This window comes from Lutibaculum baratangense AMV1 (genome assembly GCF_000496075.1).
Classification (GTDB): Bacteria; Pseudomonadota; Alphaproteobacteria; order Rhizobiales; family Tepidamorphaceae; genus Lutibaculum; species Lutibaculum baratangense.
In genome coordinates, this window is the sequence record NZ_AWXZ01000029.1 from 187258 (window position 1) to 201863 (window position 14606).

Consider the following 14606-nt stretch of genomic DNA (forward strand, 5'->3'; position numbering starts at 1 on the left):
CTTGCGGTGTCCAATGACGCGCAAAGTTTCTAGTCGACCCGGAATGGCTGCTCAAAGGAAAAGGATCGCGAGAGGCCTGTGGCGACGAAGGCGGCCTCCCGCACCTCCGCATCGTCCGGCAGCGCCACCTCGAACGTCTCCTGGCCGTCGCCGCCCGCCTGCACCCGCTCCGGCACGGGCAGGTACCACTCCGCCGGGCCCTCGACGAGGAGCCTCGGCTCGCCCGCGCTCTCGGGGAAGCGGACCCTCACCACGAGAACCTGGCTTCCGTCCCGCTGCGCGAGAGAGGCGTCGACCACCCCGTAAGGGTCCGCCCGCTCGACACGCTGCGGCGCTTCCTCGAGCGCCCGCACGACTTCGGCCCTCGCCTCCCCCGTCTCGTCGACGACCGCGCCGAGCCTCGCCTCCTCCGGGACGCAGATCTCGCGGCACACCGCGTAGGAGAGATCGAGGTCGACCGAGACGGCCTTCGAGGGGTCCTCGGCGGTCAGGCGCACGGGCAGCACGAGCCTCTGGTCGTAGCCGATGACCCAGCCATAGCCGTCGTCGAAGAGCTCGGGCGCGGGCCACACGACCTCGACATCGGCGAGGTTCTCCGAGCCCGACCAGTCGAAGCTCGGCGGGATCCCCGAGTCGCCGGGATTGCGCCAGTAGGTCTTCCAACCCTCGGGCAGATCGATCCGGATCGCGGCGAGATAGCGCCCGTCCTCGTGCCGGCCGCCCGAGATGAGCGAGACGTCGAACTCGGGCACGACGAGGCCCTGGGCGCCCGCCGCCGGCGAGAGCGCGAGCAGGGCCGTCCCCAGAATGCCGGCACCGGACGTGAAGCCTCGCATGTCCTCTCCTTCGGGTCGTCCTGTCGCATGAGCGGCGGGCGGAGCATACACCTGCGAGCGGTGCAGGAGGGAGCCCCTCCCGTCAAGTCGGCGTGAACCCACGTCCGGCCTGCGGCATTTCCAAATGACCCGGCCGGGGCTAGAATCGGTCGAAGGAAGAAGAGGAACATGTCGGTGGTACCGAAAAGCCCGCGCTATCTCGAGGGCCACCTCCTGGTCGCGATGCCCTCGATGGCCGATCCGCGCTTCCAGCGCAGCGTGATCCATCTGTGCGCGCACTCGGCCGACGGGGCGATGGGCATCATCGTGAACCGCCGCAAGGACGATATCTCGTTCCCCGACCTCCTCCGCCAGCTCGACATCATCGGCGCGGACGACATCCGCCTTCCGCCACGCGTCGAGGGAAAGCACGTGCATGTCGGCGGCCCCGTCGAGACGGGGCGCGGCTTCGTGCTCCATTCCGGCGACTGGTATCTGGAGAACTCGACGCTGCCGATCGACGAGCGGATCTCGCTGACCGCGACGCTCGACGTCCTGCGGGCGATCGCCAGCGACCAGGGCCCCGAAAGCTCGCTCTTAGCCCTGGGCTATGCCGGCTGGGGGCCGGAGCAGCTCGAGCGGGAGATCCAGGAGAACGGCTGGCTGCACTGCCCGGCCGACCCCACCATCATCTTCGACGAGGACGTGGAGTCGAAATACGCCCGCGCGATGGCGACGATCGGGATCGACCCCGCGATGCTCGCGAGCGACGCCGGCCACGCCTAGAGCGCGGCCGCGCCTCAGTGCACCATCTGTGACTGGCGCAGGAGGAGGTGGCGCGCCTCCTCCGCCGACATCGGCTCGCCGAAGAAGAAGCCTTGGGCGTACTCGCAGCCGAGCGAGTAGAGCTCCATAGCGTCCTCGTCGGTCTCCGCCCCTTCCGCCACCACGTGCATGCCGAGATCGTGGGCGAGCCGCACGATCGCCCGCAGGATGACCGGCTGGGCGCCGTGGCCGTTCTGGCGCACGAAGGAGCGGTCGACCTTGATCGTGTCGAAGGGGAAGCGCTGGAGGTAGCTCAGCGAGGAGTAGCCCGTCCCGAAATCGTCGAGCGCGAGCCCTGCGCCGAGCTCGCGCACCCGCTGCAGCATCTGCGAGGAGTATTCGGGGTTCTCCATGCAGAGCGATTCCGTCAGCTCGAGCTTCAGCGTGCCGGGCACCACCTCGTTGCGCATCAGGACAGAGCGGATGTCGTTGATCAGGTCGTGGCGCAGGAGCTGCCGGCTCGAGACGTTCACGGAAGCGAAGAGCGGCGCCTCGGAGCGCATCTCCTTCTGCCAGGCCCCCAGCTGGCGCGCCGCGCGCTCCAAGACGAAGAGGCCGATGTCGACGATCAGGCCCGTCTCCTCCGCTATCGTGATGAACTCCTGCGGGTTCAGCCGTCCGTGGCGCGGGTGGTCCCAGCGCACCAGCGCCTCGAAGCCCGCGATGTGCTTCGTGTCGAGCCGCATGATCGGCTGGAAGACGAGCTTGATCTGCTCGCGCTCGAGCGCCCGGCGGAGGTCGGATTCGAGCGACATCCGATCCATCGCGCCCGACGAGCGCATCGCCGGCTTGAACGCCTCGACATGGTCCGGGCCGTGGCGCTTGGCGTTGTACATCGCGATCTCGGCGTCCTCGAGCACCTCCTCCTTGCGCCGGTCCGAGCCGTCATAGACGGCGATGCCGAGGCAGGCGGTCAGGAAGACCTCGCGGTCGGAAAAGCCCATCGGCGTGCGGATCGTGCGCCTGATGCTCTCGGCCAGCGCCGCGACCCTGTGCGGGTCGTTCTCCGAGACGATCAGGATTCCGAACTGGTCGCCGCCGAGCCGCGCCAGCGTGTCGCCCGGCTTGAGGAGCCGCTGCAGCCGGCGCGCCATCGACAGGAGGACGGAATCGCCGAGCGCGATCCCGAAGGAATCGTTGACCTGCCGGAAGCGGTCGATGTCGAGCGCCATGACGGTCGCCCGCACCGGCCCCTCGGCGCGGGACCGCTGGATCGCCGCGTCGAGCCTGTCGAGGAAGAGCTGCCTGTTCGGCAGGCCCGTGAGGTTGTCGTGCACGGCGTCGTGCAGCAGCCGCTCCTCCGCGTGCTTCGACTCGCTGACGTCGACCAGCGTGCCGATGAGCCGGACGACCTCGCCGTCCTCTCCGAGGATCGGGCGCGCCCTCAGGCGATACCAGTAGTAGTGCCCGTCGGCGGAGCGCAGCCGGAAGTCCTGCGACACGCGCCCCCGCCGCTGCTCGACCACGGCGTCGATCGTCGCGCGGAAGCGGTCGCGGTCGCTTGCATGCAGCACCTCGAGCCAGCGGCGCACGGAGCTGTCGAGATGCCCCACCCGGAGGCCCAGGCGCTCCTCGAGCTCGGGCGCGACATAGACGCGGTCGCGCTGCACGTCCCAGTCCCAGACGAGATCGCCCGCCCCGATCAGGGCGAGCGCCTGGCGGTGGAAGTCCGACAGGAGGCCGTGCGCCAGCGCGCTGCCGGCGAAGGCGTGCTGCATCACCGTGAAGGCGACGAGCAGCACGAGCATCACGAGGCCGCCATTCAGGGCGGCCGACACGAGATCGTTCGACAGTTCCCCCGTCGCGGCCATGTATGCGCCCGCCGTCCAGGCGAGCAGCAGGAGCCAGGTCGGCACGAGCAGGACGGCCCTGTCGAAGCCGCGGAAGGCGAGGCCGATGATGAGAAGCAGCCCGAGCGCGCCGATGGCGCCGAACGACAGTCTCGCGATGCCCGCCGCCATCGGGGCGTCGTAGACCGCCACGCCCGCGACGGCGATCAGCGCGACCAGCCAGATGCCGATCAGCGCGAGCACGCGGATGTGCCAGCGATTGAGGCTCAGATAGGACGACAGGAAGATGAGCAGCGTGGCGGCCAGCATGGCCTCCGCCGCTGCCCGCACCGCCTGGTCGCCCTGCGGCGGCATCTGGAAGATCCGGTTCCAGAAGCCGAAATCGATCGAGAGATAGGCGAGCACCGCCCAGGCGAGGCTCGCGGCGGCCGGGAAGACGAGCGTGCCCTTGACCACGAACAGGACGGTGAGGAACAGCGCGAGGAGGCCCGCGATGCCCAGCACCATGCCGTGGTAGAGGGTGAAGGAGTTCAGCTTGTCCTTGTAGGCGTCGGGCTCCCACAGCCTGAGCTGCGGCAGCTTCGGCGACTGCAGCTCCGCGACGAAGGTGACGACGGCGCCCGGATCGAGCGTGATGAGGAAGGTGTCGGCATCGGGCGCCTCCTGCCGGTCCGGCCTGAAGCCCTGGCTCGGCGTGATCGTCTCGATCCTACGGCTCCCGAGGTCGGGCCTCACGATGCCCGACCCCACGAACCGGTAATGCGGCGTCACCAGCAGCCGGTCGATCTGCTCGTCGGAATCGTTGCGCAGCGCGAAGACCGCCCACGACGCCGTTCGCCCCGCCTCCTGCGAACGCACCTCGATCCGCCGCACCAGGCCCTCCGCATCCGGCGCCGTCGACACCTGGATGCGGTCGCCGTAGAGCGGGTAGATCTCGGTCAATGGACCGAGATCGATCGCCTCGCTGTCGAGCGGCACCGGAACGGCGTCGACCGCGCGGGCCGGCCCAGACGCGACGAGCACGGACAGGGCGAAGACCAAGATGAGAGCTGGCCAAGCCAGCGGCGAACTTTTACTCAAACCTACGATCCTCGGTCCGGATGTCCCGTCCGCCAGGCCACGGGGGCGCTAGCGGATAACGGGACGCGGATCATCATGCAGCATGGCGAAGAGGAAGTGGTCCTGCCAGCTTCCGTTGATCCGCAGATAGCGCCTGGCATAGCCCTCGCGCACGAACCCGACCTTTTCCAGGAGCCTGATCGAGGCCGCGTTGGTGGGCAGGCAGGCGGCCTCGATGCGGTGGAGGCGCAGATGCTCGAACACGTAGGGCAGGACGGCGACGACCGCCTCGCTCATGTAGCCCCGCCCGGCATGCTGCGCCCCCGCCCAATACCCCAGCGAGCAGGATTGCGTCACCCCCCGGCGCACGTTCGAGAGCGTCAGTCCCCCGAGCAGCGCGTCGTCGTCGAGGCGGAACGCGTAGAACGGATAGGCGGTGTCGTCGCGGACATCCTGCGCGTAGCGCCTGATGCGACGCCGGAAGGCACCTCTGGTCAGGTCGTCGGCGGGCCAGGTCGGCTCCCAGGGAACGAGGAAGGCACGGCTCGCCTCACGGAGCGACGCCCATTGCGGAAAGTCCCCCAGCTGGGGCTGCCGGAGATAGATCCGCCGGCCTCGGATCGCGGGGCCAGGATCACCCCCGACCGACCTCAGAAACGCCATTCCTCTACCGTCCGATTCCCTGTCCGCCCGGGCTCGCCCCAACGGCCCGTGGCGAAGCTCACGCCGCGCGCGGCGCGGCAGAGGCCAATTTTCGCGCTATCCGCTCTGCACTTTCAAGTTCATGGATCGGCCCGACGGCCGAAAGGGCCGGGGCCGACCCGGTGAACGCCGTGGCGATCGCCGCGCGCACGCTCGCAGCGTCCACGGCATCGATCCGCGCCACCATCTCGTCGAGCGCCATCGGCTGGCCGAGGAAAAGGGTCTGGCGCGCGATCCTCTCGGCGCGCGCGGAGCAGCTTTCGAGGCTCATCAGGAGCCCCGCCTTCATCTGCGCCCGCGCCCGCGCCGTCTCGGCCTCGTCGACCTCCTCCGCGGCCCGGACGATCTCCTCGGCCGCCGCGTCGATCAGCGGCTTCACGCAATCCTCGGAGGTCGCCGCCGACAGGCCGAAGAGGCCCGTGTCCGAATAGGCGAAGGTGAAGGCGTAGATGGCATAGCAGAGCCCCATCTCCTCGCGCAGGCGCTGGAAGAGCCTCGATGACATGCCGCCCCCCAGCACGCCCGCGGCGATGCGCGCGGCATAGAACTTCTCGTCCAGGAAGGACGGCCCCTCGAAGGCGAGGAGCAGGTTCGCCTCCGACAGGTCCTTCTCGGCGCGGCGCTCGCCGCCGCGGAAGCTCGCCGGCACCACCGGCTCGCGCGGCTCGGCCGGCAGGTCGCCGAACAGTCCCTCGACCTGGCGCACGATCGCGTCGTGGTCGACCGCGCCCGCCGCCGCCACGACGAGGCTGCGGCCGCGATAGAAGCGGCCGAGATAGCCGAACAGAGCCTCCCGGCTCTGGGCGGGCACGGTGTCGCGGGTGCCGAGGATCGAGCGGCCGATCGCCTGTTGCGGGAAGGCCGCCTCCTGCAGCAGTTCGTGGACGAGATCCTCGGGATCGTCCAGGGCGGCGCCCAGCTCCTGGAGGATCACCTGCTTCTCGCGCTTCAGCTCCGCCTCGTCGAACTGACTCTCGCGCAGGATGTCGGCGAGGATGTCGAGCCCCAGCGGCACGTCGTCGGCGAGCACCCGCGCATAGTAGGCCGTCATCTCGTGGCTCGTCGCGGCGTTGAGATCGCCGCCGACCTGCTCGATCTCCTCGGCGATCATCCGGGCCGAGCGGCGCTTCGTCCCCTTGAACGCCATGTGCTCGAGCAGGTGCGACAGGCCGTTCTCCTCAGGCCGCTCGTCGCGCGCGCCCGCGCGCACCCAGACGCCGAGCGCGGCCGTCTCGAGTTGGGGCATGCGCTCCGTCACGACCTTCAGGCCGTTCGGGAGGATCGAAATGTCTACGGTCACTCAGGAAACCTCGAAAGCGGTGCTTCTTGCGTGGGAGAGAATGTGGTCCGCGACGGCCCGCTGGTCCGCCGGCATCGGCTCGAAGCGCTCCGGCTTCTCGGCGAGGTCCGTCGCCCAGACCGGAAGCGCCGGGCGCACGCCGGTCGCGTTCTCGACGGCGTCGGGGAACTTCGCGGGATGGGCGGTCGCGAGCGCCACCATCGGCGCCTCGCTCGATGCCACGGCCTCGGCGCCGGCCGCGATCCCGATCGCCGTGTGGGGGTCGGGCAGGTAGCCGGCCTCCCGATGGAGCCGCGCCATCGTGTCGGCGCAGGCCTGTTCGTCGACGCGGACCGCTGAGAACTTCTCACCGATTCGGCCCAGCACGGCCTCTCCGATCGTGAAGGCGCCACTCTGCTTCAGGCTCGACATGGCCTGGCGGATGAAGGCGTGATCGCGACCGGAGGCCTCGAAGAGGAGACGCTCGAAGTTGCTGGAGATCTGGATATCCATGCTCGGGCTTTGCGTCGCGACGACGCCGCGAACCTCGTATCGTCCCTCGTCGAGGGCGCGCACAAGGATGTCGTTGACGTTTGTGGCCACCACAAGGCGATCCGTCGGCAGCCCCATCCGGTGGGCGACGTAGCCGGCGAAAACGTCGCCGAAATTGCCCGTCGGCACGGAGAAGCTGACGGGCCGGTGCGGCGCGCCGAGCGCGACGGCCGAGGTGACGTAGTAGACCACCTGCGCCAGGATGCGCGCCCAGTTGATCGAGTTGACTGCCGACAGCGCCGTCCTCTCCCGAAAGGCGTGGTCGGCGAAGAGCCCCTTCACGATCGTCTGGCAGTCGTCGAAGTTGCCGTCGATCGCGATCGCGTGGACGTTCGCCTCCTCGGGCGTGGTCATCTGCCGGCGCTGGACGTCGCTCACCCGGCCGTGCGGATAGAGGATGAAGATGTCCACCCGCTCGGAGCCCCGGAAGGCCTCGATCGCCGCGCCACCCGTGTCGCCCGACGTCGCGCCGACGATCGTCGCCCGGCGGCCCCGCTCGGCCAGCACGTGGTCCATGAGCCGCCCCAGGACCTGCATCGCCACGTCCTTGAAGGCGAGCGTTGGGCCGTGAAAGAGCTCCAGCACGAAGAGCCCGGGGTCGAGCTGCACGAGCGGCGCGATCGCGGGGTGATGGAAGGTCTCGTAAGCCCCGTCGAGGATCTCCGCCAGCCGCTCCTCCTCGATCGCACCGTCCACGAAGGGCAGCATGACGCGCCTGGCGGCGTCGGCGTAGGGCAACCCGGCGAGGCTCGCGAACTGCGAAGGCTCCCAGCGCGGCCACTCCTCCGGCACGTAGAGGCCGCCATCGGCGGCGAGCCCTCTCAGGAGAACGTCGGCGAAGTCGAGCGCGGGGGCTTCCCCGCGTGTGCTGACATATTTCACGGAATCTGCGTCCAGAAATCGGGCTGACCGCCGCAGACCCTAGACCAACGGGGCTGCTGCTGGAACGCCCTTGGGGGCAAAAACTTGCGGTTTGCCGGCGCGTTTGGCGGCGCGCTCAGTTTCGCCGGAGGTGGCCGCGCAGGAGCGCCACGTAGACGGCGACCAGGGCGGCGGCGAGGCCGAACCAGGTGATCGCGTAACCGAGATGCGAGTTCTCGAACTGCAGCCGCGTCTCGCCCGGCTGCGGCAGTCCCCCGGGGGGCGCCGGACCGACCTGGTCGATCGTGAAGGGGGCGACCGGCCCGTCCAGTCCCTCGACCGCCGCGATCTTCTCGGGATCCCGCGTGAACCAGACGTTGCGCTGCGGATCGTCGTCCGGGAGCATCCAGCTGCCGGTCTGCGGGGCACGCATCAGCCCCTCGACAGTCACCTCCCCCTCGACGAGCCCTTCCTGACGCGTCGCGGGATCCTTGCGTTCGTCAGGCACGAAGCCGCGATTGACGACGACGCTTCCCGACCCGTCCTGGAGATCGAGCGGCGTCAGCACCCAGTAGCCCTGCCCGCCGGAAGACCCGCGGGGCTCGGACAGCGTGGTGTAGGCGTGGACCTCGCGATCGTGGCGGAAGTGCCCCGTCGCGCTGACGGAGCGGTATTCGTAGTCCTCGGGATCGAGCGACGGCCACTCGGCTGCGGGCGGGAGCGGAACGGCGGGTGCGGTCGCCCGGGTCTCCGCCGCAGCGATCAGCTGCTCCTTCCACGCGAGGCGCTGCACCTGCCAGTAGCCGAGCGCGCACAGGATCGAGAAGGCGAGCGCCGTGAAGGCGCTGACGAGGACGAGTCGCCGTCCGGTCATTCGCCGCCGGGTCCGCCATGCGTGGGGAAGCGGACCTCCTCCGCCTTGTGGCGATACTGGAGGGCGATCATGAGCGCCTTCGTCGGCCGCATGAGACCGAAGGACAGTATCAGGATCAGCGGCAGCCAGATCGACAGGTGCACCCAGTAGGGGGGCTGCACCGTCACCTCGGTGATCAAGGCGCCGGCGACGATCAGGGCGCCGACGATCGACATGATGAAGAAGGCGGGCCCGTCGCCGGAGTCGACGAAGCGGTAGTCGAGGCCGCAGGACGGGCAGTTCGGGCGCGTCTGCAGGAACCCTCGAAAGAGCTCGCCCTCGCCGCAGCGCGGGCAGCGGGCGCGAAGCGCCACGGAAAGCACCGAAGGCGCGGCGATGGGAGCCGCGCCTTCGTCTTCGGTCCTACGGTCGGAGCCGACCATGGTGTCAGAGTGTCCGATCACGCACCCCAGACGTAGATGCTGGCGAACAGGAAGAGCCAGACCACGTCGACGAAGTGCCAGTACCAGGCGGCGGCCTCGAACCCGAAATGGTGCGTCGGGGTGAAGTGTCCCTTGAGCGCCCGGATCAGGCAGACGATCAGGAAGATCGTGCCGATGATCACGTGCGCGCCGTGGAAGCCCGTCGCCATGTAGAAGGTCGCGCCGTAGATGTTGCCGCCGAAGTCGAAGGCGGCGTGCGAGTACTCGTAGGCCTGGACGCTGGTGAAGATCAGGCCGAGCGCGATCGTGAGGATCAGGCCCCACTTCAGGCCGTTGCGGTCGTTGTGCAGGAGCGCGTGGTGCGCCCAGGTCACCGTCGTCCCGGAGGTCAGGAGGATCAGCGTGTTGATGAGCGGCAGGTGCCAGGGGTCGAAGGTCTCGATGCCCTCCGGCGGCCACACGCCGCCGAGCGCCTCGACGCGGCTGTACTGGATCGCCTCGTGCGGGAAGAGCGACGCGTCGAAATAGGCCCAGAACCACGCGACGAAGAACATGACCTCCGACGCGATGAAGAGGATCATGCCGTAACGGTGGTGCAGCTGCACGACGGGCGTGTGGTAGCCGCCGTGCTCGGCCTCGCGCACCACGTCCCGCCACCAGGAGATCATGGTGAAGACCACCATGAGGGCGCCGAGGATCAGGAGCCAGGGCCCCATGCCGTGCATGAAGAGCACGCCGCCCGTGGTGATGACGAGGGCCGCGAGCGCGCCGATGATCGGCCAGGGGCTCGGATCCACAAGATGGTAGTCGTGGTGCTTCGCGTGGGCGTCCGCCATGTCGTTTCAGTCCCCTCGTCAGGCCGCCCGGTCCGAGGCCGGGCAGCCGGATCCTGCCTCTAAACCCTATCGATTCTCCGCCGCGCCGGGCGCGCCGCCCGCCGCAAGCTTCGTCGTCTCACCGGCCGGCCGGGCCGCGCCTTGCGTCTCCCCGTCCTGCCCGCGCACGGGGAAGAACGTGTAGGACAGCGTGATCTCGCTCAGGCCCCGCGCGTCGGCGTCCTCCATGATCGCCGGATCGACGAAGAACGCGACGCCCATCTCCTTGTCCTCGCCCGCGCCGAGCGGCTGCTCGGTGAAGCAGAAGCACTCGATCTTGTTGAAATACAACCCCGCCTGCGGCGGCGATACGTTGAAGGTCGAGGTGCCGACGAGATCCCCGTCCGAGACGTTCGTCGCGAGATAGAACGTGTTGCCGGTCTCGCCGATCCTGAGCTTCATGCGCCGCACCTCCGGCTCGACCGTCCAGGCCAGCGTGCGCGCGACGTTCGAGTCGAAGCGGATCGTGATCTCGCGGTCGAGCACCGCGTCGGACGCGGCCTCCGCGCGCTGGGTCGTGCCGCCATAGCCGGTCACCCGGCAGAACAGGTCGTAGAGCGGGACGGCCGCATAGGACATCCCGACCATGCCGACGACGACGAAGCCGCACACGCTCGCGATCATCGCCGCCTTGCGGTTCTTCCTGCGGTGTTCGTTGTCGCTCATCGCGAACCTCCGATACCTCAAGCCGATCCGAGCCGCGCGATGGTGATGAGGTAGAACAGCACCATCAGCGCGCCGAGTGCGAGGGCGATCGCGATCGACCGCCTGCGCCTGCGCCGCAACTGCTCCGGCGTGAGCCTTTCGCCTTCCTCGCTCATCTCAGATCAGCGACGGCAGGCCCGCGACGCGCTCCACGAGCAGCGCCGCGAACAGGCCGAACAGATAGAGGATCGAAAAGGCGAAGAGCCGCTTGGCGACCGGGCCGACCCCGTCCTCGCCGCCGCGTGCGAGCCGGACGGCGAGCCACAGGAACACCGTCCCGAGAGCCACGGACACCGCGAGGTAGAAGGCGCCGCCGAGGCCTATTCCCGCCGGCACGATGCCGAGCGGCACGAGCGCCAGCGAGTAGAGCAGGATCTGCCGGCGCGTCTCGGCCCGGCCGGCGACGACCGGCAGCATCGGGACGCCCGCCCGCTCGTAGTCGCCGGAGCGGACGAGGGCGAGCGCCCAGAAATGTGGCGGCGTCCACATGAAGATGATCGCGACGAGCACGACCGGCGCCAGCGAGATCGAGCCGGTGACGGCGGTCCAGGCGATCAGCGGCGGCAGCGAGCCCGACAGCCCGCCGATCACGATGTTCTGCGGCGTCCGGCGCTTCAGCCAGGCCGTGTAGACGACGGCGTAGAAGAAGATCGTGAAGGCGAGCAGGCCGGCCGCGAGCCAGTTGGCCGCGAGGCCGAGAACCAGCACGGACCCGATCGACAGCGTCAGGCCGAAGCTGAACGCCTCCTCCGGCGACACGAGGCCCGCCGGGATCGGCCGGGAGCGCGTGCGGCTCATGATGCGGTCGATGTCCGCGTCGTACCACATGTTGAGCGCCCCGGCCGCGCCGGCGCCCACCGCGATGGCGAGCAGCGATGCGAGCGCGAGCACCGGGTGCGGCGTCACCGGCGCGCACAGCATGCCGACGAGGGCGGTGAAGATGACGAGGGACATCACGCGCGGCTTGAGAAGCGCGATGTAGTCGCCGATCTCGCCGCCGCGGGCGAGGTCGGCGGCGCTTGCGGTGACGTCCAGCTGGCGAAGGGTCATGCTCACTCGAACTCTTTGAAGGGGCCCGCCGCGCGGAAGGCGCGGCGGGAAGCTCGCCCGATCAGGAGATGCGGGGAAGCGTGTTGAACTGGTGGAACGGCGGCGGCGAGGACAGCGTCCACTCCAGCGTCGTCGCACCTGCGCCCCACGGGTTGGCGGCGGCGGGAACCTTGGCCCGGAAGGCCTGGAACACGCCGAAGAGGAACACGAGCAGCCCCAGCATCGAGATGTAGGAGCCGATCGACGACACGAAGTTCCAGCCCGCGAACGCATCGGGATAGTCGACATAGCGGCGCGGCATGCCGGCGAGCCCGAGGAAGTGCTGCGGGAAGAAGACCATGTTCACGCCGACGAAGGACAGCCAGAAGTGCAGCTTGCCGATCGTCTCGTTGTACATGTAGCCGAACATCTTCGGGAACCAGTAGTACCAGGCCGCGAAGATGCCGAAGGTCGCGCCGAGCGACATCGTGTAGTGGAAGTGCGCCACGACGTAGTAGGTGTCGTGGAAGGCGCGGTCGACGCCGGCGTTGGACAGGATGACGCCCGTCACGCCACCGACCGTGAACAGGAAGATGAAGCCCACCGCCCACAGCATCGGGGTCTTGAACTGGATGGAGCCGCCCCACATCGTGGCGATCCAGGAGAAGATCTTGATGCCGGTGGGCACCGCAATGACCATCGTGGCGGCCACGAAATAGGCCTGCGTGTCCGCGTCGAGGCCGACCGTGTACATGTGGTGCGCCCACACGACGAAGCCGATGACGCCGATCGCGACCATCGCGTAGGCCATGCCGAGATAGCCGAAGACAGGCTTCTTGGAGAAGGTCGCGATGACCTGGCTGACGACGCCGAAGGCCGGCAGCACGACGATGTAGACCTCCGGGTGACCGAAGAACCAGAACAGGTGCTGGTAGAGGATCGGATCGCCCCCGCCTTCCGGCGAGAAGAAGGTCGTGCCGAAGTTGCGGTCCGTCAGCAGCATGGTGATGGCGCCCGCCAGCACCGGCAGCGCCAGCAGCAGGAGGAAGGCCGTCACGAACACGGACCAGACGAAGAGCGGCATCTTGTGCAGCGTCATGCCCGGCGCGCGCATGTTGAAGATCGTCGTGATGAAGTTGATCGCACCGAGGATCGACGAGGCGCCGGCCACGTGCAGGGCGAAGATGGCGAAGTCGACCGACATTCCCATGTGGCCCGTGGTCGAGAGCGGCGCATAGACCGTCCACCCGGTGCCAGCGCCCATCCCGCCGGGTGTGCCCGGCACGAAGAGCGATATCACGAGCAGCAGGAAGGCGGCCACGAGAAGCCAGAAGGAGATGTTGTTCATGCGCGGGAACGCCATGTCGGGCGCGCCGATCATCAGCGGCATGAACCAGTTGCCGAACCCGCCCATCAGGGCCGGCATGACCATGAAGAAGACCATGATCAGGCCGTGGGCGGTGACGAAGACATTGAAGATCTGGCCGTCGGCAAAATACTGCACGCCGGGGCTCATGAGCTCCAGCCGCATCATGACGGAGAGCCCGGCGCCGACGAAGCCCGCCATGATCGCGAAGATCAGGTAGAGCGTGCCGATGTCCTTGTGGTTCGTGGACAGGAGCCAGCGTCGCCAGCCGGTCGGATGGTGTTCGTCATGGGCCTCGTGGGCCCCAGCGTAACTCGCCATGTTTCCTCAGATCCTCTTAATGGATTCCCGACAGGCGGCTCACTGCGCCTCGGACGCGAGCTCGGCGAGCTTGACGTCCTCCGGCAGCGAGCGCGACGCGGTCTGCTGCTGCGAAATCCACTGTTCGAACTCCTCCTCCGAGACGACGTGCAGCTCGATCGGCATGAAGGCGTGGTTGACGCCGCAGAGCTCGGAGCACTGGCCGTAGTAGACGCCTTCCCTCTCCGCCCGGAACCACGTCTCGTTCATCCTGCCCGGAACCGCGTCGATCTTCACGCCGAAAGCCGGCATCGCCCATGCGTGGATGACGCCCATCGGATCGGCGGTGACGAGGACCTTCACCGTCTTGTTGACGGGAACGACGACGGCGTTGTCGGCCGCGAGCAGGCGCGGCTGGCCGCCCTGAAGCTCCTCCTCCGGCACCATGTTCGCGCTGAAGGCCACGCCTTCGTAGTCCGGATACTCGTAGTCCCAGTACCAGGTCTGCCCGGTCGTCTTGATCGTCAGGTCGGCCTCGGGAATGTCGAGCTGGTAGTAGAGGAGCCGGAACGAGGGGATGGCGATGACGACCAGGATGAGCACCGGCGCGACCGTCCACACCACTTCGAGCATGGTGTGATGGCTCGTCTTCGAGGGGACCGGATTGGCCTTCTCGTTGTAGCGGTAGATGCACCAGCCGAGCAGCGCCATCACGAAGAGCGTGATCACCGTGACGATGACCATCAGGAAGGTGTGGAACTCGTTGATCGACTCCATCACCGGGGTCGCCGCCCCCTGAAAAGTATACTGCCAGGGTGTCGGCTGCTGCGCAGAGGCAGGTGCCGCGCTCAGCGCCACCGCGCTGATTGCCGCGAGCGCAACCGCCGTCGTGCCACGCCAGGTCGATCGCATCGATTCGGGCTCCTCGTTGTACCGTCGACCCCTCCTCCGCGGCGCATTCTTGTTTTCGGGCGAGCGGCCGCACGAGTGGGGACCTCTTAAAATCACATTCCTGCCGTGATGGGCAATGAGGTTGGCCCCACTCTGGCGCGACAATTGCCCGCAGAGCAGGTGGAGGAGCAGCCGTGGGCGGCCTCCGGAGGCCGCCCATGCGGGCCGTGCTTGACACCTCACCGCGCCTGTGAGTCCCTC

General features: G+C 68.3%; 14 protein-coding genes. 1 reads left to right on the forward strand and 13 read right to left on the reverse strand.

Annotated elements, in window-relative coordinates; genetic code table 11:
* Positions 1–29: 29 nt before the first annotated feature.
* Positions 30–836, reverse strand: a complete 807-nt coding sequence (locus N177_RS10920; RefSeq protein ID WP_023432380.1) for a protein-disulfide reductase DsbD domain-containing protein — start codon at positions 834–836, stop codon at positions 30–32.
* Between the two features lie 168 nt (positions 837–1004).
* On the opposite strand from N177_RS10920, the gene N177_RS10925 reads away from it, so the two are divergent.
* Positions 1005–1601 (forward strand): YqgE/AlgH family protein, encoded by a 597-nt coding sequence (locus tag N177_RS10925; protein WP_023432381.1) that lies wholly within the window; start codon positions 1005–1007, stop codon positions 1599–1601.
* Positions 1602–1615: 14 nt separating this feature from the next.
* Here N177_RS10925 and N177_RS10930 read toward each other — a convergent pair whose 3' ends face one another.
* The 12 genes from N177_RS10930 to coxB all read right to left on the reverse strand — a co-directional run bounded on the left by N177_RS10930 (position 1616) and on the right by coxB (position 14366).
* Positions 1616–4474 carry an EAL domain-containing protein gene (locus N177_RS10930; RefSeq protein ID WP_040485631.1) on the reverse strand — a complete coding sequence of 953 codons (2859 nt, stop codon included), beginning with the start codon at positions 4472–4474 and terminating at the stop codon, positions 1616–1618.
* A gap of 84 nt (positions 4475–4558) precedes the next feature.
* Positions 4559–5152, reverse strand: a complete 594-nt coding sequence (locus N177_RS10935; RefSeq protein ID WP_023432383.1) for a GNAT family N-acetyltransferase — start codon at positions 5150–5152, stop codon at positions 4559–4561.
* 58 nt (positions 5153–5210) lie between these two features.
* Positions 5211–6491: a M16 family metallopeptidase gene (locus N177_RS10940; RefSeq protein ID WP_023432384.1), complete on the reverse strand. Its 1281-nt coding sequence runs from the start codon at positions 6489–6491 to the stop codon at positions 5211–5213.
* The gene (gene thrC, locus N177_RS10945; RefSeq protein ID WP_023432385.1) at positions 6492–7904 is read right to left on the reverse strand and encodes a threonine synthase; all 1413 of its coding nucleotides are present in this window, start codon (positions 7902–7904) and stop codon (positions 6492–6494) included. It lies immediately after the preceding gene.
* A 115-nt stretch (positions 7905–8019) separates the two neighbouring features.
* Positions 8020–8757: an SURF1 family protein gene (locus N177_RS10950; RefSeq protein ID WP_023432386.1), complete on the reverse strand. Its 738-nt coding sequence runs from the start codon at positions 8755–8757 to the stop codon at positions 8020–8022.
* Entirely contained in the window at positions 8754–9179 is a 426-nt protein-coding gene (locus N177_RS10955) for a DUF983 domain-containing protein (protein ID WP_023432387.1), read from the reverse strand. Before N177_RS10955 ends, N177_RS10950 begins: the two co-directional genes overlap by 4 nt.
* Positions 9180–9196: 17 nt before the next feature.
* On the reverse strand, positions 9197–10015 hold the full coding sequence (locus N177_RS10960) for a cytochrome c oxidase subunit 3 (protein WP_023432388.1): 819 nt from the start codon (positions 10013–10015) through the stop codon (positions 9197–9199).
* A 66-nt stretch (positions 10016–10081) separates the two neighbouring features.
* A complete protein-coding gene (locus tag N177_RS10965; RefSeq protein ID WP_023432389.1) occupies positions 10082–10720 on the reverse strand; it encodes a cytochrome c oxidase assembly protein in 639 nt (212 codons plus the stop codon).
* 17 nt (positions 10721–10737) lie between these two features.
* Positions 10738–10875, reverse strand: coding sequence for a hypothetical protein (locus N177_RS21870; RefSeq protein WP_023432390.1), 138 nt, complete (start codon positions 10873–10875; stop codon positions 10738–10740).
* Between the two features lies 1 nt (position 10876).
* Entirely contained in the window at positions 10877–11809 is a 933-nt protein-coding gene (locus N177_RS10975; RefSeq protein WP_023432391.1) for a heme o synthase, read from the reverse strand.
* Between the two features lie 61 nt (positions 11810–11870).
* On the reverse strand, positions 11871–13475 hold the full coding sequence (gene ctaD, locus N177_RS10980) for a cytochrome c oxidase subunit I (RefSeq protein ID WP_023432392.1): 1605 nt from the start codon (positions 13473–13475) through the stop codon (positions 11871–11873).
* Positions 13476–13514: 39 nt separating this feature from the next.
* Complete coding sequence (coxB, locus tag N177_RS10985; RefSeq protein WP_023432393.1) at positions 13515–14366, reverse strand: cytochrome c oxidase subunit II; 852 nt, start codon at positions 14364–14366, stop codon at positions 13515–13517.
* Positions 14367–14606 lie beyond the last annotated feature (240 nt).

Bases quoted from the DNA above. Each gene is read 5' to 3' on its own strand.
- N177_RS10920 (WP_023432380.1), bottom strand. From the start codon at position 836: ATGCGAGGCTTCACGTCCGGTGCCGGCATTCTGGGGACGGCCCTGCTC.
- N177_RS10925 (WP_023432381.1), top strand. From the start codon at position 1,005: ATGTCGGTGGTACCGAAAAGCCCGCGCTATCTCGAGGGCCACCTCCTG.
- N177_RS10935 (WP_023432383.1), bottom strand. From the start codon at position 5,152: ATGGCGTTTCTGAGGTCGGTCGGGGGTGATCCTGGCCCCGCGATCCGA.
- N177_RS10950 (WP_023432386.1), bottom strand. From the start codon at position 8,757: ATGACCGGACGGCGACTCGTCCTCGTCAGCGCCTTCACGGCGCTCGCC.
- N177_RS10955 (WP_023432387.1), bottom strand. From the start codon at position 9,179: ATGGTCGGCTCCGACCGTAGGACCGAAGACGAAGGCGCGGCTCCCATC.
- N177_RS10960 (WP_023432388.1), bottom strand. From the start codon at position 10,015: ATGGCGGACGCCCACGCGAAGCACCACGACTACCATCTTGTGGATCCG.
- N177_RS10965 (WP_023432389.1), bottom strand. From the start codon at position 10,720: ATGAGCGACAACGAACACCGCAGGAAGAACCGCAAGGCGGCGATGATC.
- N177_RS21870 (WP_023432390.1), bottom strand. From the start codon at position 10,875: ATGAGCGAGGAAGGCGAAAGGCTCACGCCGGAGCAGTTGCGGCGCAGG.
- N177_RS10975 (WP_023432391.1), bottom strand. From the start codon at position 11,809: ATGACCCTTCGCCAGCTGGACGTCACCGCAAGCGCCGCCGACCTCGCC.
- ctaD (WP_023432392.1), bottom strand. From the start codon at position 13,475: ATGGCGAGTTACGCTGGGGCCCACGAGGCCCATGACGAACACCATCCG.
- coxB (WP_023432393.1), bottom strand. From the start codon at position 14,366: ATGCGATCGACCTGGCGTGGCACGACGGCGGTTGCGCTCGCGGCAATC.